Annotated in this window: 13 protein-coding genes and 1 pseudogene; 4 read left to right on the top strand and 10 right to left on the bottom strand. The window is 57.7% G+C overall.

Annotated features, from left to right (window positions below):
- Positions 1 to 41: 41 nt before the first annotated feature.
- Both aruF and F0169_RS02220 read right to left on the bottom strand, forming a co-directional pair.
- Entirely contained in the window at positions 42 to 1061 is a 1020-nt protein-coding gene (gene aruF, locus F0169_RS02225) for an arginine/ornithine succinyltransferase subunit alpha (protein ID WP_058415111.1), read from the bottom strand.
- A gap of 199 nt (positions 1062 to 1260) precedes the next feature.
- On the bottom strand, positions 1261 to 2481 hold the full coding sequence (locus F0169_RS02220; protein WP_099236229.1) for an aspartate aminotransferase family protein: 1221 nt from the start codon (positions 2479 to 2481) through the stop codon (positions 1261 to 1263).
- A 303-nt stretch (positions 2482 to 2784) separates the two neighbouring features.
- Between F0169_RS02220 and F0169_RS02215 the strand changes: the two genes are divergently transcribed.
- A complete protein-coding gene (locus F0169_RS02215; protein ID WP_152745318.1) occupies positions 2785 to 4755 on the top strand; it encodes a dermonecrotic toxin domain-containing protein in 1971 nt (656 codons plus the stop codon).
- Positions 4677 to 7835: a leucine-rich repeat domain-containing protein gene (locus F0169_RS02210; protein ID WP_152745317.1), complete on the top strand. Its 3159-nt coding sequence runs from the start codon at positions 4677 to 4679 to the stop codon at positions 7833 to 7835. The genes F0169_RS02215 and F0169_RS02210 overlap by 79 nt, the downstream gene beginning before the upstream one ends.
- Here F0169_RS02210 and argR read toward each other — a convergent pair whose 3' ends face one another.
- The 7 genes and pseudogenes from argR to acs form a co-directional block, all read right to left on the bottom strand.
- Entirely contained in the window at positions 7836 to 8816 is a 981-nt protein-coding gene (gene argR / locus F0169_RS02205) for a transcriptional regulator ArgR (protein ID WP_058415114.1), read from the bottom strand.
- A gap of 127 nt (positions 8817 to 8943) precedes the next feature.
- Complete coding sequence (locus F0169_RS02200) at positions 8944 to 9708, bottom strand: ABC transporter ATP-binding protein (protein WP_058415115.1); 765 nt, start codon at positions 9706 to 9708, stop codon at positions 8944 to 8946.
- Between the two features lie 27 nt (positions 9709 to 9735).
- A pseudogene (locus tag F0169_RS02195) lies at positions 9736 to 10847 on the bottom strand (succinylglutamate desuccinylase/aspartoacylase family protein).
- Between the two features lies 1 nt (position 10848).
- Entirely contained in the window at positions 10849 to 11547 is a 699-nt protein-coding gene (locus F0169_RS02190; RefSeq protein ID WP_152745316.1) for an ABC transporter permease, read from the bottom strand.
- On the bottom strand, positions 11544 to 12233 hold the full coding sequence (locus F0169_RS02185; protein WP_058415118.1) for an ABC transporter permease: 690 nt from the start codon (positions 12231 to 12233) through the stop codon (positions 11544 to 11546). Before F0169_RS02185 ends, F0169_RS02190 begins: the two co-directional genes overlap by 4 nt.
- Before the next feature lie 91 nt (positions 12234 to 12324).
- The gene (locus tag F0169_RS02180) at positions 12325 to 13110 is read right to left on the bottom strand and encodes an ABC transporter substrate-binding protein (RefSeq protein WP_058415119.1); all 786 of its coding nucleotides are present in this window, start codon (positions 13108 to 13110) and stop codon (positions 12325 to 12327) included.
- A 595-nt stretch (positions 13111 to 13705) separates the two neighbouring features.
- Entirely contained in the window at positions 13706 to 15661 is a 1956-nt protein-coding gene (gene acs, locus F0169_RS02175; protein ID WP_152745315.1) for an acetate--CoA ligase, read from the bottom strand.
- A 397-nt stretch (positions 15662 to 16058) separates the two neighbouring features.
- On the opposite strand from acs, the gene F0169_RS02170 reads away from it, so the two are divergent.
- Together F0169_RS02170 and F0169_RS02165 are read left to right on the top strand one after the other, a co-directional pair.
- Positions 16059 to 16328 (top strand): DUF2790 domain-containing protein, encoded by a 270-nt coding sequence (locus F0169_RS02170; protein ID WP_152745314.1) that lies wholly within the window; start codon positions 16059 to 16061, stop codon positions 16326 to 16328.
- A gap of 577 nt (positions 16329 to 16905) precedes the next feature.
- Positions 16906 to 18156 carry a ribonucleotide-diphosphate reductase subunit beta gene (locus tag F0169_RS02165; RefSeq protein WP_099236236.1) on the top strand — a complete coding sequence of 417 codons (1251 nt, stop codon included), beginning with the start codon at positions 16906 to 16908 and terminating at the stop codon, positions 18154 to 18156.
- A gap of 77 nt (positions 18157 to 18233) precedes the next feature.
- On the opposite strand, the gene F0169_RS02160 is transcribed toward F0169_RS02165, so the two are convergent.
- Entirely contained in the window at positions 18234 to 20051 is a 1818-nt protein-coding gene (locus F0169_RS02160; protein WP_152745313.1) for a deaminase, read from the bottom strand.
- Positions 20052 to 20261: the final 210 nt, after the last annotated feature.

The raw sequence follows: 20261 nt of genomic DNA, 5'->3' as shown, positions 1-20261 counted from the left end.
CAGACAAGCCGCCCGCGTGGGCCACTCGCGAAACTCTGTGTTTAAACGGCAACCAGACGCACGCTGGCACCTTCGCCGACGCCCAAGGCTTCGGCGGTTGCCAGGTCGAGGATCACCGGTTTGCCAGGCGCGTAGTCCAGGTCCAGCATCACCGCACGGTAGTCCTGCAACTGCGCATTGCTCACCAGGTACTGGCGGCCAACACCCTTGACCATCTCGCCGATCTTCACCGGCACTACGCGGCTTTGGGCGATTGAGCGAATACCCGAAACCCGCGCGTGCAGCGTTGGGCCACCGTCGAAGATGTCGATGTAATGGTCGGTCTCAAACCCTTCGCGCATCAGAATGTCGAAGGTAATTTGCGCACGCGGGTGCACCTGGCCCATGGCTTCCTGGGCAGCGTCCGGCAGCAACGGCACGTAGATCGGGTAATGCGGCATCAGCTCGGCAAGAAAGGTGCGGCTTTTCAGCCCGCACAGGCGTTCGGCGGCGGCGTAGTTGAGGTCGAAGAAGTTGCGGCCGATGGCGTCCCAGAACGGCGAGTCACCGTTCTCGTCGCTGTAGCCCACAATCTCGGTCACCACCGAATCGGCGAAGCGCTCCGGGTGGCTGGCGACGAACAACAGGCGGCCACGCGAATTGAGTTCCGACCACGGCGAACCGACCAGCGCAGGCATCACGTAAAAACTGGTGAGCAGGCTGTTGCCGGTGAGGTCGTGGCACTGCGAAAGCACGTGAATCTTGTTATGAATTTTCAGCTCGCGGGAGGCGTGCACAAAGGTTTCGTTACGAAAACTGTAGAACGGCTCCGAGTAACCCGCCGACGCGACGATGGCCGAGCAGCCTGCGAGCTTGCCGGTTTCGGTGTCTTCGAGTACGAAGAAATAGCTTTCTTCACCGTTGAAACTGACCTCGGCTGCGAAAGACGCTTCGCTGGCGGCGATCTTGTCGCTCAGGCGTTCTACATCATCCGGCAAGGAAGTGACACCAATCGGGCTGTCCGCAGCCAGACGCTGTACCTCGCCCAGATCAGCCATTTGCGCGGGGCGCATCACCAGCATGGTGTCACTCCTTAACTCGAAAAATCATAGGGGGAAAATACCGGGAAGATCAGGAACAACACCTACTCCACAGTGGGAGTATTCCAATGTTGGAATATTGCAATGTGGGAGGGGGCTTGCTCCCGATAGCAGTTTGTCATGTGATAAATCAGGTGACTGATTCACCGCTATCGGGAGCAAGCCCCCTCCTACATTTGAATCAAGCTTGCGTCAGGGTTTTCACTGCACGTTCAAAACGGTCCAGGCCTTCGTTGATGTCCGCTTCTTCCACCACCAGGCTCGGCGCAAAACGCACCACGTCCGGGCCGGCTTGCAGGATCATCAGGTTTTCTTTTTCGGCCGCGTTGAACACGTCCTTGGCGCGGCCTTTGAAGGCGTCGCTCAACACGCAACCGATCAGCAAACCCAAACCGCGCACTTCGGTGAAGATGCCGTATTGCTCGCCGATCTGCTGCAGGCGCGCCTTGAACAGCGCGTGCTTGGCGTTCACCCCGGCCAACACGTCAGGCGTGTTGATCACGTCGATTACCGCTTCGGCCACCGCACAGGCCAGCGGGTTGCCGCCGTACGTGGTGCCGTGGGTGCCAACCACCAAATGCTTGGCCAGCGCTTCGGTAGTCAGCATCGCCGCGATCGGGAAACCGCCGCCCAGGCTCTTGGCGCTGCTGAGGATGTCCGGCGTCACGCCGTAGTGCTGGTAGGCGAACAGGTGGCCGCTGCGGCCCATGCCGGTTTGCACTTCGTCAAACACCAGCAACGCATTGTTCGCATCACACAGTTCGCGGGCGCCTTGCAGGTAAGCCAGTTCGGCTGGCAGCACGCCGCCTTCGCCCTGGATCGGTTCCAGCACCACCGCGCAGGTCTTGTCGGACACGGCCGCTTTCAACGCGTCCAGGTCGTTATAAGGAACGTGGGTGATGCCGGTGATTTTAGGCCCAAACCCATCGGAGTATTTCGACTGGCCACCGACGTTAACGGTAAACAGCGTGCGGCCGTGGAAGCTGTTGAGCGCGGCGATGATCTCGTACTTCTCGGTTCCGAAACGGTCGAACGCCACACGACGGGCCAGCTTGAAGGCGGCCTCGTTGGCTTCGGCGCCGGAGTTGCAGAAGAACACGCGCTCGGCAAAGGTGGCGTCGATCAGCTTGTGCGCCAGGCGCAGAGCCGGCTCATTGGTGAACACGTTGGAAACATGCCAAAGCTTGTTGGCTTGCTCGGTCAATGCACCGACCAGCGCCGGGTGGGCGTGGCCCAATACGTTAACCGCGATGCCGCCGGCAAAGTCGATCAGCTCGCGACCCGCCTGGTCCCACACGCGTGAACCCGCGCCACGCACAGGGATGAAGGCGGCAGGTGCGTAGTTGGGAACCATGACCTGGTCGAAATCGGCACGTTGCACCGGGGCTTGCTCAACGGACATCGGAGTCTCCTGAAGAGGAACGCCTGCCTGATACTGGCGGGCGATGCAGGGATTGTAAGGACAGTTTTCAGCGCGGCCTTGCCGCCAAGCGACAACTTCTTATAGCGCCAACCCCGGTTTTACGCGGGTTTACGGCAATGCGACATATTGCGTCGCAATGGCGCAGTGTAAACCAGCGGCGGGGTTTTCGGCACAACGCGCCGGATCAGATCAACCCGTGCCAATTGCGCTAACCCGTTAGCACCCACCGTTGCCGCACGCCGATTTACTGGAGCGCTTTAATCACGCTCAAGGATTGGCAACATGCCTGACTCTGCAGAACAAACGCCGCGCACCACCCTCTCGACTCAGCCCGACAGCCATTACGCGCATTTGAAAGACGCGATGCCGCGCTGGCTCGGCGAGACCTCCTCGCGCCGCCGCCAAACACTCGGCCAAAGCACTGCGCGCCTGCCTCAAGCATTGCGCGACGCCAGCGCCAACAGCCAAAGCGAGTTCAAGCGCCTGGCGATTGCCCACTGGAACGCGCAAAACAAAGTCGAACAGGCGCTTGCCGGTGTGCTGGACGCCCAGGCGTTTGCCGAACCGATCCTTACCCTCGCCCTGAAAACAAAGTACGGCCTGGACCTGGATGTCAAAAACACCTTCTTGCGGCTTTACATCCCGCTAAAAATTCCCGGCTTTGCGCTCCGTTCGGGCGCCAGCCGCACCTGGACCGTGTCACTGCTGGACGCCGCCCTGCACAACTTCGAACACAAGGAAACGTTGGCGGACGCTTATGAAAGGGTGTCGACCTTCGTGACGCGCCCCGACGCCAGAGGGCTCTTCGATACCTTACCGGCCATCAAGCGTGTGCTCTCGATTGAGGCCTTTACCCAGTTGTGCCGCGACCTCGATATCGGCGCGCAGTATGAAAGCTACTTGCAGGAGCAACTGGGCATGACCGAACCGGTCGCCGAGGCGGTCTTGCAACGCAAAGTCGAACGCAGCCACAAAGCCGAATTGCACACCGCGCTGCACTGGGCCTTGCTCAAGGGCGACCTGCAACCAGACTATTACCGACTGCTCCAGGGCCTGGTCGACAGCGTGGCCGGCGCCGGCGTGCACCTCGCAGGCCAGACACTCCGTTACCACGACCTGAGCCTGATGGGCGTGGACCTGCCCGGCATCATCGTGTTTGCGCCTGACCTTGAGCAAACACGCACTGCGGTGCGTATCGTGGCCTATGTACCCGGCGACCCCGAACACCCGATCAAGGAGTACGCCTCTGCGCAGGCGATGCACAAAGAACTGGTGCGCCAGTTGCGCAGTGACGACTACCAACGCTTTTTCAGCCGTTTTGTAGCGCATGAACAACGCGGGCATTTTTTCGCCAACCTCAGCCAGTTGCTCGGCAGCATTACCTGGCACCCCTTCGTGCCGGGCAGCAACCTGCCGAGCTGGCGCGAAACACCCACGGACAATCCAAGGGTGCGCTTTGTGGCGACCCCGGGCAGTCGCAACCTGTGGCGCCATCAGTACCAGCGCCAACTCAACCAGATCCTTAATGACGGCCGCACCAGCGCCGTCGCCACGGCCACCGTGGACCGCGCGGCGCGTTGGGCGTTGTGGGATTCGTTCGTCAATGTGGCGTCGGCAATCCTGCAAGCCGCCGCTTTTGTCATCGCGCCGTTCGTGCCCTTTGCCGGGGAATTGATGCTCGGCTATATGGCCTATCAATTGCTGGATGAGGTGTTCGAAGGGATCATCGACTGGAGCGAAGGCCTGGGCAGCGAGGCGGTCGAACACCTGCTGGGTGCGGTGCAAGCCTTGGTTCAACTGGGTGGTTTCGCCGTGGGCAGCAAGATTGCCGTCGCCGAATTTCGCAAGGTGCTGCCCCAAAGCGTGATCGACTTCATTGACCGCTTCAAACCGGTACAACTTGCCAATGGCCGTACGCTCTACTGGAAACCCGACCTTGCGGCCTACGAACAGCCGGTCAGCGTGCCAGCAGGTACGTACCGCGACCCGTCAGGCCTGCTCAAGCATCAACGCCAAAACCTGTTGCCGCTGGACGACAAATTCTACGCCGTGGAAAAAGCCCCGGCCGCCAATACCCTGCTCATCCAGCACCCGACGCGTGCCGACGCTTATCGGCCGAGCGTGCAGCACAACGGCCAAGGCGCCTGGCACACAGAATTGGAGCGCCCATTGCAATGGACCCAAAAACCCTGTTACAGCGCCTGGGGCACAGCGTGGAAGGTATCAGCGAGGCTGATCAGGCGCTGGCGCTGAGCATCAGCGGCGTTGACGAAAGCGCACTGCGCAAAATGCACGTTAACAGCCACACGCCTCCCGCCCTGCTGATGGACACCCTGGACCGCCTGCGGGTTGACCGGGACATTCAAACCTTGATCGACCGGCTGCGCAGCGATGACCCGGCAGCCTATGCGCAAGTGGACCCACAGGCGAATGTGCAACTACTGACCACTTATGGTTACTGGCCGGAAACACGCCGCCTGCAATTTATCGACGCCCAAGGCAAGGCCGCTTGGGCCTTTGGCGACACCCAACTGCCTGCTATCGAGATACCCGAAAGCCAGTTGAATAACGGTGATCTGCTCAAGGCGATACTCACCCAGTTGCCAGCGCCAGAGGCTGCCAGTGCATTTGGCGCAACGGTCGGTGATTTGCGCCTGAGCCTGGACGTACGCATCGGCCATCTGCGCAAGAAACTCGCGGCGATTGCCGAAGACAAACGCGCGTCCCTGTTTGAATCACACTACGCCAACCGGCAAGCTACGCGTAATCCACGGGCGCAGCGCCTGATGGACGCAGCCCCTGGCCTGCCCGCCTGCGTTGCGGAAAAACTGCTGGAGCCGGTCACGGCCGAAGAACTGCAAGCGCTGGATAACCAAAACACACCTCAGCGCCTCAGCCTGCTGGCGCGCAACGCGTTCGAAGAAGTACGCCTGAGCAGGGCCTATGAAGGTTTGTACTTTGGCGCCCAGACGCTGGACACACAGCGCCTGGCGCTGCACTCACTGCCCGTACTGCCCGGCTGGTCTGCCCAAGTGCGCCTCGAACTTCGCGACTACAGCACCACCGGCAGCCTGCGCGACCAGATCGGCGCCGCCGATGCGCCGATTGTGCGAACCTTGGTGCGTAGCGAAACCGGCCAATACACCCCGTACGACGAGCGCGGTGCGCTGACCGCCGCCACCGATTTTTATTCGGCCATCCTCAGCGCACTGCCCGACAGCCAGCGCAAAGCTATTCAGTTGAACGAGGATCAAGGCCCGCGCCTGCGCCTGCACATTCGGCAACAAACCATAGCGCGCAATCGCTTGCGCGAAATACTCAGCACAGACCCGCTGCGCAAACCGACTTACGACCCCGAAACCATGAGGCTATTGGGCGGCATGGACGGCTACCAGGCGCAGGCTGCCTATGGTGACGGGCCGCCGCCGCTGACTGCGCAGCTACGCGAGCTGTTCCCGAGCCTGGCGGACGCGCAAATACAGCTGCTGCTCGAACACATGCAAACGCGGCCGGAAGGTGCCGCCAATCAACTTGCGCTCCTGCGTGAGCAACGGCAGATATTGCGCCAGAATTTGCACACCTGGCAGGCCGACATTGCGCCTATCGACCCCGACACCCAGCTGGCAATGACCGCCGGGCGACGCTTTTACGAGCAACAATCGCGCAGGTTGGTGGCAGAACAGATTGAGCAGTGCTGGCGCCGGGAAACCGACAAGGACGAGTATTTCGCCAACCCCGCCCGCAACGGTCATACGCTGAGGCTTTATGCGCCGGGGTTAGCCGACCTGCCGGAGCTGGGCGTCGCCTTGAACCATGTGTCACTGCTATCGCTGATAAGCGGCGGGCGCATGCGCGGCGTCGAGCACTTTTTACTCAGGTTCCCCAGGCTGCGTCATCTGGAGCTCAGGTCGATACCGCTGGCAGACTTGCCGCCACAACTGAGCGGCATGCGCACGCTGAACAGCCTGACCCTGAGTGATTGCAACATTACCCTCACTGCGCAAAGCCATGCCCGATTAAGCGCAATGAGCAACTTGCATTCGCTCGACCTGCACAGCAACCCGCTGAGGCTGGTACCCGATGTGCGGGGCATGCCCGAGCTGATTTATCTGGATTTGTCGGCCACCGGCATCGACCACCTGCCGGACGGCCTGGTACAGCGCCCAATATTGCAGGCAGCCCTGCTGAGCGACAATCAAATCAGCGCACTGCCCCAGACCCTGTTCAGCGTGACGCCCGACATCGCCAGGCAATTTAACCTTTCGGGCAACCCGTTGATGCTGCCGGCACTGGAACAGATCAAGGCCTACTCCCAGGCCTATGGCGAGCATTTCAACGCCCAAGCCCCGAGCGTGGAACGCTCCAGGGTCAGGATTCTGTACCCGACCTACCTGGAATCCGAAGCTGACCGCTTCCTCTTCAGCCTGCCCGGCAACATGGCCGCGGTCGCCCCGACGTTGACGCGCATTGAAGCCGAATACGCCCAACTGGTCACCGACTTGCAACACTGGGCGCTGAACGTACCCGATCGCCATCCGATTCTTGACACCCCACTGGATGAACAGGCAGCCGCCCAGGAACAACTCGTACGCCTGCACATCAAGACCGTACTTGAAGAGGCCTGGCGCCGCGAAAGCGAGGAGGATGAAGAAAGCCTGAGCGATGAATTCACCCATTCAGTGACCCTGCAAACATCAGCCTTGGGCCCGCTGCCGGAACTGAGCGCAACGTTCGAGCATGTCTCCAGCCTGGAAATTAACGGAGGCGGCACCACTGGCAATGTCGATGGCACAGTGCGCTGCTTTGACAAACTGGAAACACTGACACTCAGCCGCTGCGTGCTGGGGACGCTGCCGACCACCCTGCCGCGCTTGGCGAGGCTCGCCACCCTGAGCATCGAGGAGTGCAGCATCACCTTGACCACGCCGGACATCAACATGCTCGGCGACATGACCAAGCTTGAGTACCTGAGCCTGACCGATAACCCACTGAGCCGGGCGCCGAACGTCAGCAACCTGTCGCAACTGACCGCGCTGCACTTGCGCAACACCGGTATCAGCGAGGTGCCCCACGGCGTATTCAGCCTCCCATACCTGGAAACGATCGACCTGAGTAACAATCTGATCCGCGAAATCCCGGCCGACTTACTCGAATCGACCACAGCCTATAACCACGATTGCGATCTCAGCACCAACCCCTTGTCGCCACGCAGCCTGGACCATCTCAGGCAACACTACGTGCACACCGGCATTGATTTTCAAGTAGATGCCGCCACCGTGGATGCGCAAGGCGCGCAACTGGTGATCGTAGGCCCTACACCGATGGAGGAATGATCAACCGCGCTCGGACGGCACTGACGACAATTCGAAGGGGCTGCTGCTGCGCCGCTGGTTGCGGTCTTCGCGCGGGGTGGCGCCAAAGAAGTTGCGGTAGGCGCTGGAGAAATGCGGCCCCGAGGAGAAGCCACACGACAGGCCGATCTGAATGATCGACTTGCTGGTTTGCATGAGCATCTGGCGCGCCTTGTTCAGGCGCAGTTCCAGGTAGTACTGGCTGGGGACGCGATTGAGGTACTGCTTGAAGATGCGCTCCAGTTGTCGTCGCGACACGCACACGTGCTGGGCGATTTCGTCGGTGGTCAGCGGCTCTTCGATGTTGGCTTCCATCAGCAAAACGGCTTGGGTCAGCTTCGGGTGGCTGGAGCCCAGGCGGTTTTGCAGCGGAATACGCTGGCGTTCGCCGCCTTCGCGGATGCGCTCCACCACCAGTTCTTCGGACACCGCGCCGGCGAGTTCGGCGCCGTGGTCGCGGGCCAGCACGGCCAACAGCAAATCGAGCACCGACATGCCGCCGCAGGCGGTCAGGCGGTCACGGTCCCAGTCGAACAAGTGGCTGGTGGCGATAACCTTGGGGAAACGCTCGGCAAAGTCATCCTGCCAGCGCCAGTGCACAGCGGCGCGGTAGCCGTCGAGCAGGCCAAGCTGGGCCAACGGGTACACACCGGCCGACAAACCGCCGATCACGCAGCCTGCGCGAACCTGCTGCTTGAGCGCACTGCTGAGTTGCGAAGCGATGGCGGTGGGCGGTTCGTCCGCCAGCAAAAACAGCTTCTGGAAGCCTTCGAGCTTGCCCGCCCAAGGCTCACCCGGCAATTGCCAGGCGCCTTCGGTGGCAGGCTCGGCGAGCAGAAACGACAACTCGTAGACCACCTCCGGGTGCACGCGCTGAGCAACACGCAAGGCCTCCTCAGCCAGCGCAAGCGTCAGTGCTTTTGTGCTGGGCCAAATCAGGAAACCAATTCGATGGGCGGTCATGGAGGGCTATCCGAAGCGAGAAACAGTAATGAAGACAAAGGCCAATGCTAGCCGGTAAACCAACACAAATCTCAAAAACCCTGAAGAACCATTGTGGGAGGCGAGGCTTGCTGCCTCCCACATTTACTTATTTCAGGCTGCCGGAGAGGAATTGCTGAAGGCGCTCCGATTGCGGATTAACCAGCACTTCGCGCGGGTTGCCACGTTCTTCGACGATGCCTTTGTGCAGGAACACCAACTGGTTCGACACTTCACGCGCAAAGCCCATTTCATGGGTGACCACCACCATCGTGCGGCCTTCCTGCGCCAGGTCCTGCATGACCTTGAGCACGTCGCCGACCAGCTCCGGGTCAAGCGCCGAGGTCGGTTCATCGAACAGCATCACCTCGGGCTCCATCGCCAGCGCGCGGGCGATCGCTACGCGTTGCTGCTCGCCGCCGGACATATGCCCGGGGAAGGCCTCCTTGCGATGGCCTACGCCGACTTTGGCCAAGTAATGCTCGGCCTTTTCGCGCGCGTCTTTTTTCGACATGCCCAGCACGTGCACCGGCGCTTCCATCACGTTTTCAAGCGCAGTCATGTGCGACCACAGGTTGAAATGCTGGAACACCATCGACAAGCGCGAACGCATGCGTTGCAGTTGCTTGGGGTCGGCAGCGCGCATGGCGCCGTCTTTATTGGCGACCAGTTTGAGCTCTTCGTTGTTGAGCAGAATCTTGCCGGCGTGCGGCTGTTCGAGCAGGTTGATGCAACGCAAAAAGGTACTTTTGCCCGAACCACTGGAACCGATGATGCTGATCACATCACCGGCCGCGGCGGCCAGGGACACACCTTTGAGCACTTCATGACTGCCATAGCGTTTATGCAGGTCTTGGACTTCAAGCTTGTACATGCGGTCGGTTCTCACAAAAACAGGTGGTCAGTCGTTGAGCAAGCGCCCGTGCCGCAGCGCTTCGCGCCCCGCCACCTTGGCCAGCCAGAAACCCGCTTGGGCATAACGTAGCCGTTCAACGGCAAACAACACCCCGGACGTGCCCGCACACACAATGCTGACGCGGTCGTCCAAGGGATCAATCACTTCAAAAATCGGCTCACCGCTGTCGACCCAGTCACCGGCCTTGCGCAGGTAGCTGATCACACCGGCATGCGGCGCAAACAGCAACTCGGTGCCTTCGAACGGCAGGCCTTCACACGGTTCGTGCTGCGCGGCGGGCCATTGGCCTTTGATCAGGCCTTGCTCGGCAAGGAACGCGAGAATGCCTTCGGCGTGGAAAACCGCCTCGTCACGGCCGGTGTCGGCCTGGCCGCCCAACTCCAACGTTGTCGCCAGGCACGCCAGCGGAACCTGCGCGTCGGGGAATGCCCGCGACAGGCGCAACCACGGCAGCGAGCAGGCTTCATCGAACGAGCTGCGCCGGAATCTTCCGCGAGCAAGCCAACCTTCACATTCAAATGCGCCGACAGCGAACGCCACTGCGGCCAATGCTGGGGCAGCGCGTACATGTGCAGCGCGGCTTCGGCGTCGCAATGCAGGTCGAGCACGATGTCGGCGCTGCACGCATGGCTCAGCAGCACGCGCTGCATGCCTTGCAACTGGCTGCCCGGTTCGGGCAGTGCGGCGAGTGCATCGCCCATCGCCTGGCGGATCATGCGCACGTTAGCGTGCGGGTCATCGCCCAGCTTGCCCTGCAGCAACTCGGCCACCGGCGCGCTCAATTCAACGAAATCGCGGTTGAAATTCTTGCCGCTGCCGACCTCGAAACGCCCCTGGTGGCTGCCTTGCAACAGTTGGCCGAGGCCCATCGGGTTGGCCACCGGCACCAGCTCGATCACGCCATTCAGGGCGCCTCGCTGTTCGAGTTCGGTGAGGCGCTTTTTCAGCTCCCATGCGGCGCGCATACCGGGCAATTCATCGGCGTGCAGGCTGGCCTGGATATACGCCTTGCGCTCGCCGCTGCCGAAACGAAACACGCTCAGTTGGCGCTCGCAGCCCAGGTGCCCCCAGGGCAACAGGTGATCGATACGTTGCATATCAGTGCTTCCTTGGAGCCAGGTAGCTCAGCCAGCGGCGCTCGGCCAACTTGAACAGGCGCACCAGGATAAAGGTCAGGCACAAGTAGAACGCGCCAGCGGTGATAAAGGCTTCGAACGGCAGGTAAAACTGCGCGTTCACCGTGCGCGCGGCACCGGTAATGTCGATCAGCGTGACGATGGACGCAAGGCTGGTGGTCTGCAGCATCATGATCACTTCGTTGCTGTACTGCGGCAACGCGCGGCGCAGCGCCGACGGCAGCAAAATGCGCCGGTAGAGTTTATAGCGCGACATGCCCATGGCCTTGGCCGCCTCGATCTCGCCATTCGGCGTGGCCTTGAGGCTACCGGCGATAATTTCGGCGGTGTAGGCGCTGGTATTGATCGAAAAGGCCAGGCACGCGCAGAAGGTCGCGCTGGACAGCAGCGGCCACAGAAAGCTTTCGCGTACCGCCTCAAATTGCGCCAGGCCGTAGTAGATCAAAAACAACTGCACCAGCATCGGCGTGCCACGAATCACGTAGGTGAACAGCCACGCCGCGCCGTTGACGAGCGGCTGCTTGGACACGCGCATCAAGCCCAGGGGCAAGGCCGCGAGCAAGCCGAAGAACAGCGAGACAGCCAGCAATTTCAGGGTGGTCAACATGCCGCCGAAATAGAGCGGCAGCGCGTCCCAGATGACGTTGTAGTCGAAGATCATAGATCAGCCGCCCTTACGCCTACCGAGTAGCGCTTCTCAAGGTAACGCAGGGCCAGCAACGACACGCTGGTGATCACCAGGTACATCGCCGCCACTGCGAGGAAGAAGGTAAAAGGCTCACGGGTGGCATCTGCCGCCTGCTTGGCCTTGAACATCATGTCTTGCAGGCCCACCACGGAAATCAGCGCAGTGGCCTTGGTGAGTACCAGCCAGTTGTTGGTGAAACCAGGGATAGCCAGCCGGATCATCTGCGGCACCATCACCCGGAAGAACACCTGAAAACTGCTCATGCCATACGCAAGGCCGGCCTCAGCCTGGCCCTTGGGAATGGCCATGAAGGCGCCACGGAAAGTTTCCGAGAGGTAGGCGCCAAAGATGAAACCCAGGGTGCCGATACCGGCGGCCAAGGGGCTCAAGTCAATATAGTCGTCATGGCCGAGCATCGGCGCGACGCTGTTAAGCAGGTTTTGACCGCCGTAAAAAATCAGCAGGATCAGCACCAGGTCAGGGATCCCGCGGATCACCGTAGAGTACAAGTCACCCAGCCAGGCCAACCAGCGCACCGGCGACAGGCGTAACGCGACCCCGATCAGCCCCAGAACAATGGCCAGCGCCATGGAGGACAAGGCGAGCTGAAGCGTCAACCATGCGCCATCGAGGATGACGGCCCCGTAGCCTTTCAACATGATTCAGGTCCTCGAAAAGGCGGATGAAAAAATGGCGCAAACCTCAGGAATTCTGTTGCTTGCGCCATTTTGCACAGACAGCTGCGACGGTTTACTGAGCTTCAGGCCCGTAAATATCGAAGTTGAAGTACTTTTTCTCGATTTCTTTGTACTTGCCGTTTGCACGGATCGCGGCGATAGCAGCGTTGATGCGGTCCAGGTTTTCTTTGTCGCCTTTGCGTACGGCAATGCCTACGCCGTCGCCGAAGTACTTGACGTCGGTGAACGCCGGGCCGCTGAACGCGTAGCCTTTACCGGCTGGCGTATCGAGGAAACCTTCCTGCAACAGGGTGGCGTCTGCCACGGTGCCGTCGAGGCGACCGGCTTCCACGTCCAGGTAGATTTCGTTCTGCGAACCGTAAGGCACCACTGTCACGCCTTTAGGCGCCAGCACTTCCTTGGCGAAACGATCGTGGATCGAACCGCGCTGCACACCGATTTTCTTGCCTTTGAGTTCGTCCAGGCTGTCGCTGACCGTCGTGCCTTCCTTCAACACCAGGCGCGCCGGGGTGAGGTAGTAGCGGTTGGTGAAGTCCACGGACTTCTTGCGGTCTTCGGTGATGGACATGGACGACAGGATCGCGTCGATCTTGCGTACTTTCAGCGCCGGGATCAGGCCGTCGAATTCTTGCTCGACCCACGTGCACTTGACCTTCATCTGTTCGCACAAGGCGTTGCCGATGTCGTAGTCAAAACCCACGATGCTGCCATCCGGCGCCTTCGAGGCAAACGGAGGGTAAGCCGCTTCGATACCAATTTTCAGAGGCTTTTCATCAGCGAAGGCCTGCATGGACAGTACGGACAGCGCCAGGGCGCCCAACAGCACAAGTTTCTTCATCTTGGGACTCCATCGGTAGGGCAAAAAGCAGTATGAGCGGTGGCCCACGATGCGACTTAAGTAAAACCCAATAGCGGCGCTACGTCCCAACCCCGGTTCAACATTGGAGACGGCGAGCGAGTGATCGGCATTCTAACGACAGGCCGGAAGCCGATATTTCCTCAATGCGACAACTATTTACAGAAGCACCGAGAAAGCGGCTCAAGCACATTGACAGTCCCTGAATTTTATGCAGAGACAAAAGATATTAAACCTGTTGATGCTGCAAATTACGCGCCTATTATTCGCAAACCCTTCTGGCACGGCAAGCATGGCGGCTAATCTTATTTTCAGGTGTGTCTAAAACGCGGCTTTTCGGGATGAAAACGTAGCGCTTTGCCTCATGTTTGGGCGACGGGTTACACATTTGCACCGCTCGGTTACATTTAGAAATTTCCTACAGCAAAAACCGATATTTATTGGCCTTCAAGATGATCGTTCCCACTGTGGGAGGGGGCTTGCCCCCTCCCACAGTTGATCTCCAGCGCTTTTTCAGCGGGCACAAAAAAGCCCCATCCGGCTTACACCGCATGGGGCTTTGTCACACCCACTCGCCTTACACGGCGTTCATGCTCTTGTGGGTCTCAATCAAATGCGCCACCACACCTGGGTCGGCCAGCGTGGAAATATCGCCCAGCCCGTCATACTCCGCCGTGGCAATCTTGCGCAAAATGCGCCGCATGATTTTCCCCGAGCGCGTCTTGGGCAGCCCCGGCGCCCACTGAATCACATCCGGCGAGGCAATCGGGCCGATCTCTTTGCGCACCCAGTTTTTCAGTTCCAGGCGCAGCGCATCGTTCGGCTCCTCGCCATTTTTCAGCGTGACATATACATAGATGCCCTGCCCTTTAATGTCATGCGGCACACCCACCACCGCCGCTTCCGCGACTTTCGGGTGCGCAACCATGGCGCTTTCAATTTCGGCGGTGCCCATGCGGTGGCCCGACACGTTCAACACGTCGTCGACGCGACCGGTGATCCAGTAATAACCGTCCTCGTCACGCCGCGCGCCGTCGCCGGTGAAATACATGCCACGGAAGGTCTTGAAGTAAGTGTCGACGAACCGGTCATGGTCGCCGTACAGCGTACGCGCCTGGCCCGGCCACGAATCCAGAATCACCAGGTTGCCCTCGGCCACGCCCTCAATCAGGTTACCGAGGTTATCCACCAGCGCCGGCACCACACCGAAGAACGGGCGTGCTGCCGAACCCGGCTTCAGCGCATGCGCGCCCGGCAGCGCACTCATCATGTTGCCGCCGGTTTCGGTCTGCCACCAGGTATCAACAATCGGGCAACGCGATTGGCCGACGTTCTTGTAGTACCAATCCCACGCTTCCGGGTTAATCGGCTCACCCACCGAGCCAAGCAAACGCAAGCTGCTGCCATCAGCGCCTTCAACCGCCGCTTTGCCGGACGCCATCATGGCGCGGATCGCGGTCGGCGCGGTGTACAGAATATTGACCTTGTGCTTGTCGACGATTTTCGCCACCCGCGTGATGTCCGGGTAGTTCGGCACGCCCTCGAACAGCAAGGTGGTCGCGCCATTCGCCAGCGGCCCGTAGACAATATAGGTGTGGCCGGTGACCCAGCCGACGTCGGCGGTGCACCAGTAAATTTCGCCTGGGCGGTAGTCGAACACGCGCTCGTGGGTCAACGCTGCGTACAGCAAATAGCCGCCGGTGGTGTGCTGCACGCCCTTCGGCTTGCCGGTGGAACCGGAGGTATACAGGATAAACAGCGCCTCTTCGGCGCCCATCTCTTTGGGCGCACACACGGTGCCCGCCACTTTCATCAGGTCTTCGTACCAGATGTCGCGATGCTGGTTCCACTTGATCGCGCCATTGGTGCGCTTGCACACGATGACTTTTTGAATGCTGCTGGTTTCCGGGTTGGTCAGCGCGTCGTCGACGTTGGCCTTCAGCGGAATTTTCTTACCGGCACGAATGCCTTCGTCGGCAGTGATCACCACCTTCGACTTACAGTCGATGATGCGACCGGCCAGGGCCTCCGGCGAAAAACCGCCAAACACCACCGAATGAATCGCACCGATGCGGGTACACGCCAGCATGGCGACCACGGCTTCGGGGATCATCGGCATATAGATAGTCACCACGTCGCCGCGGTGCACATCCTGGCCGCGCAGGGCGTTGGCGAACTTGCAGACTTGTTCATGCAATTCGCGGTAAGTGATGGTGCGGCTCTCGGCAGGGTCGTCGCCCTCCCAGATGATGGCCGCCTGGTCGCCACGCTCGGCGAGGTGACGGTCCAGGCAGTTGTAGGAAACGTTCAGGGTGCCATCGGCAAACCATTTGATGTCGACGTGGTGGTCATCGAAAGAGGTCTGCTTGACCACAGTAAAAGGCTTGACCCAATCAAGGCGCTGAGCTTGCTCACGCCAGAAGCCATCAGGGTTGACCACCGACTGCTGGTACATGGCCTTGTAGGTTGCCTCGTCGGTCAGCGTGTTGGCTGCTACTTCGGGGCGAACGGGGTACAGGGAAGCCGCACTCATCTTTCTTACCTCGGTGACAATCGTTGTTTTTGTAGGCCCTGTTGTAGCCGGGGCTGCCCCATAGAACCATTCGACGATGGTAGTAACAAGCCCCCGCGCATTCCCCTGCACGCCGCGTGCGCGCCTCTGGCCCGCACGCTGTGGCGCTTTGCGCCTTGATGAAAAAACCTTAACCCGGTGATTGTTACAAAAACCGCCAACAGTGTTTATCAAAAGCACGGGTATATGAATATAACCCGCAAGCCTAGAATCAACGCCGTCAACACGACACTGTGATTAACAACGTAACAGCCCCCACGAAGGCAACGTTAATCCGAACTTCCCCTTACTTAAGTGACACACGTGGCCTCACAAAGGCCCCGTGACCCCTTTCGCCCTGAAGAAGGTAAATAAACAAATGAAAGCTTTACTCGTAATGGCCCTCAGCAGCGTGTGCGCCACCGCCGCCCTGGCCGATGAAGCCCAGACCGAGCTGGCCAGCCAGAACGCCCCGATTGTTGAAGACTACAGCTACAGCACCCACTTGGACGTTGCCAAAGTAATGTCCATGAGCACGGTTCCCGATGTATGCAAAGTTGTACCGGTGAAGATGGAGTATGAAGACTCACAAGGTCAGCGCCATATTCTTAAGTATCACGTGATGGGCAATGGTTGCTCTAACGGGTAATAACTTTAGTGCGTCAGGCTTAACCCTGGATCTTGGTCGCCGCAAGAAATTGTTCTTGCGGCCAAGAGCCGATTTTAGATGTACCGGTTCAAGGGTGGAAGCTGGCTTGCCTGCGATAGCGGATTCAGCCATACACACCGTAAAAAGCCGTCTAGCTACCTCATGCCCCAACCCCGCAAAAAACATCCCGCCGCCCGTCAAAAAAATCCAACCCCGGCAAAGCCCAGCAAACAAACGCTTTGGCCGAAAACCAGGCTATTTTGGCGCTCGCTCGTGACCATCCGCCGCAACACAAAGCCGAATTTTTCCCTATAATGCGCGAGTAAATCGGGCCTGCAATATCCCTTTACACAGGGATGAAGAGCCAGACCTGAGGCCTCCGCTGGAGCAAGCACCTGCCGCTCCGCCCCTCAAGCCTCACGCAGAGTACCCGTTCACCCCATTGCGTTTAATGCCTGCGCTAGCTGCTGCAACAAACGATTCCTTAAGATCCACCGCGGCCCGAGGGCCGTGTGAACACCCAACCATCCGGTTTCACACGGGCACCTTTGAGCCCTCACGCAGGAGACGACACGTCATGCTGAGCTGGGACGAATTCGACAAAGAAGAACACGCCGAAGTAGCCACCAAAGGCGCTAACGCCGGCCACGCCACCGAAGCCAACATGGACCGCCTCGACGGTGCCGGCGCTGCCGCCGCCATCGAAGCCCGCGCCGTCACCGCCAGTGACTCCGCCGCCATCGTGCGCGCCAAGGCTGCACTCGACAAACTCGACGTTGCCGAAGGCCTTGCCGAACTCGAAGGCGCCTCCGCCCGCGTCGCCGTTGACGAAAAGCGCATGATCAACTGCCGCGCCGACCTCAACCAACTCGTGCCCTTCAAGTACGACTGGGCCTGGCAAAAGTACCTCGACGGCTGCGCCAACCACTGGATGCCGCAAGAGGTCAACATGACCGCCGACATCGCCGTATGGAAAGACCCCGAAGGCCTGACCGACGACGAACGCCGCATCGTCATGCGCAACCTCGGCTTCTTCTCCACCGCCGACTCGCTGGTTGCCAACAACCTGGTGCTGGCCGTGTATCGCCTGATCACCAACCCGGAATGCCGCCAGTACATCCTGCGCCAGGCCTTCGAAGAAGCGATCCACACCCACGCCTACCAATACTGCATCGAATCGCTGGCCATGGATGAAGGCGAGATCTTCAACATGTACCACGAGATTCCATCGGTCGCCAAAAAGGCCGCGTGGGGCTTGAAGTACACGCGTTCGATCTCGGATCCGAAGTTCGAAACCGGCACCGTCGAAACCGATAAAGAACTGCTGCGCAACCTCGTCGCCTACTACTGCGTCCTGGAAGGCATCTTCTTCTACTGCGGCTTCACCCAGATTCTGTCGATGGGCCGCCGCAACAAAATGACCGGCGTGGCCGAGCAGTTCCAGTACATCCTGCGCGACGAGTCGATGCACCTGAACTTCGGTATCGACGTGATCAACCAGATCAAAATCGAAAACCCGCACTTGTGGGATGCCGAGATGAAAGAAGAAGCGACCCAGATGATTCTGCAGGGTACGCAGCTGGAAATTGAATACGCGCGCGATACCATGCCGCGTGGCGTGTTGGGCATGAACGCGGCGATGATGGAGGATTACCTCAAGTTCATCGCTAACCGTCGCTTGTCGCAGATTGGCTTGAAAGAAGAGTATCCAGGCACGACGAATCCGTTCCCGTGGATGAGTGAGATCATGGACTTGAAGAAAGAGAAGAATTTCTTTGAGACGCGGGTTATTGAGTATCAGACGGGTGGGGCGTTGAGCTGGGATTGATAAAAATCAATCGCTAATTTAAAAAAGCCCTGAACAACATCAGGGCTTTTTACGGCCTACTGGTAGAAACTTAATATTTACCCCTTAGTGTCAGCGACTCTCAACCTTAACTCCTGCAATTCAGCCACCAGCAACTCGTTCACCCTTTCCAACTCAACGTTTCTTTTCTTCAACACCGACTTAGAAGGTTTATCCACATTATTATAGCTAGGAATATCAAAAGCTAATTCTAGCTCATCCTTATAGGGCATCAGTGGCTGATAAAGTTGATAAAACGCCCTCCCAACCGCTCCTTTAAAAAGCTCAAGCTCTGGCTTGTTCTGTCCCGACAGCAAAATATGTTGCGTTGCAATTCCTGGATATGGGTCTATGTAGACTATTTTCTTTAATCCCAGCTGATACGCTTTTTTTGCGCAAAGCTCACATGGACTTGCGGTAGTAAACAACACGCCACCAGAAAGCTGCTGCCCTCCATGCTTCGCTATCTGCATAAATGCGTTTTCTTCTGCGTGTAGCGCTCGGGTATGAACTTGATTTTTCTCACCCTCAATTTCATTTTGAACACTTTTAAAACAAAAAGAAAAATTCCTATTAGACGTCTTATTTGTTGCAATCAGCTGAGAGTACTTGACAGACACAGCTTGTCGGAACTCACTCGACTTCAGCTCATACTCACTGTAATCGCTTTTATTCCTTCCCTCCAATAGATCTTCCGCACTCCTTAACATGCATGGCGTCTGACCCTGCGGGGTATTATTCCAACCAATTGCCTTCACACTGTAAAATTCATCAGTAACAACGGCCCCAACCTGACGAGAGATACATCCTGAACTTTGCTTCGCTGTGTAGGCGATTTGCATACAGCTTTCTATCGAAGTCGGCATTACTAACCCAGGATGCATCATTAAGGTTACATACCACGCCAACTGGCTAACTAAATCATTATGAGTAAATTCACTACTTTTTGAGTTGTATATATGTATATCAGAAATCTCAATACATTCCTGTACATTCTGCGCGACAAACTTCTTCATCCCAGAGATTTTTTCAGGATATTCTTTGTCATCTAAGATTTTTATCTCATGGTCTGACAGCTTTCTATAACCCCTAAGACTATTCAGCCTTTCAAAATTTGACGTATTAATTGAAACCAAATAAAAATTCGCATAGCGCCTTTTAAGGAAAAAGGCTTCATAAGGATTTCTAATGGCATCTATGACAATTCGGCAGGGCACTTTATCTAAGCGAGCTTTCTTATGAGCCAACTTAATTAGCATATTGAGATGCTTAGGAAAATTAAACATTTTGGAAGCTGCAAAAACAGAGTTATTGGCTGACCCGGACGACCGGACGTTATCACCCGCCTGTTGATAGACCGTCGTAAATCTAGCCCTTCCGAGATAGCTCATTAAAATATCAGTAATACTCGGCATCTCTAAAAAATAAAGATCAAAAAGAAAATTTACAAGCTCATCACCTGAATAATTAAGTGATGCATTGACCTTATGAACCTTATCCCGCACCCCATTCAACGCTGAAGACAATTTTATAAGCTCATCTCCTAGCAACGGACTTGCAAAATCAAACTCGCTCACATAATCAAAAAACTCTGACTCTGACAAAAGAAGTAAATGGTATGTAATGACACTGCGTGCTTCGATTTTATAAAAAGGAGCCCAGCTCGCACCATCAATGTACTTTTTTATTATTTGATGCTTCTTAAATTCATTGCGAGTTAATCCCTCATAACCTTCGCTAGGTATATTGAGTACTTTTTCACAAAGTAGCTTCGCCGCCGTAGTACATCCAGACCCTGTACGGCCCGTCATACCGATAATTAAGAAGTCCTTCGCATCCTCATAAATATTATCTATAACCAAAGAAGTATTAGACATCCCTGACATCTCCAATTTCCATTAATAATTTAGTACTCGTCCTTAAGTGCCCCAACCGAAGACACCCAAGCATGGCAAAATGCCTTTATATACTCGCACATTTTTTTGCACTGTAGAAACATCCCACAATAAAACAAAAAAATTTCAGTCTTGTTTCCACTGATCAACAGATTTACGCTGGCAACCGGTGCCTAAGAAACGCCCAACGTA

The organism is Pseudomonas kitaguniensis (assembly GCF_009296165.1).
In the GTDB taxonomy this organism is placed as follows: Bacteria; Pseudomonadota; Gammaproteobacteria; order Pseudomonadales; family Pseudomonadaceae; genus Aquipseudomonas; species Aquipseudomonas kitaguniensis.
The sequence above is the reverse complement of the archived record's forward strand: the minus strand, read 5'-3'. Positions and strand labels throughout refer to the sequence as shown.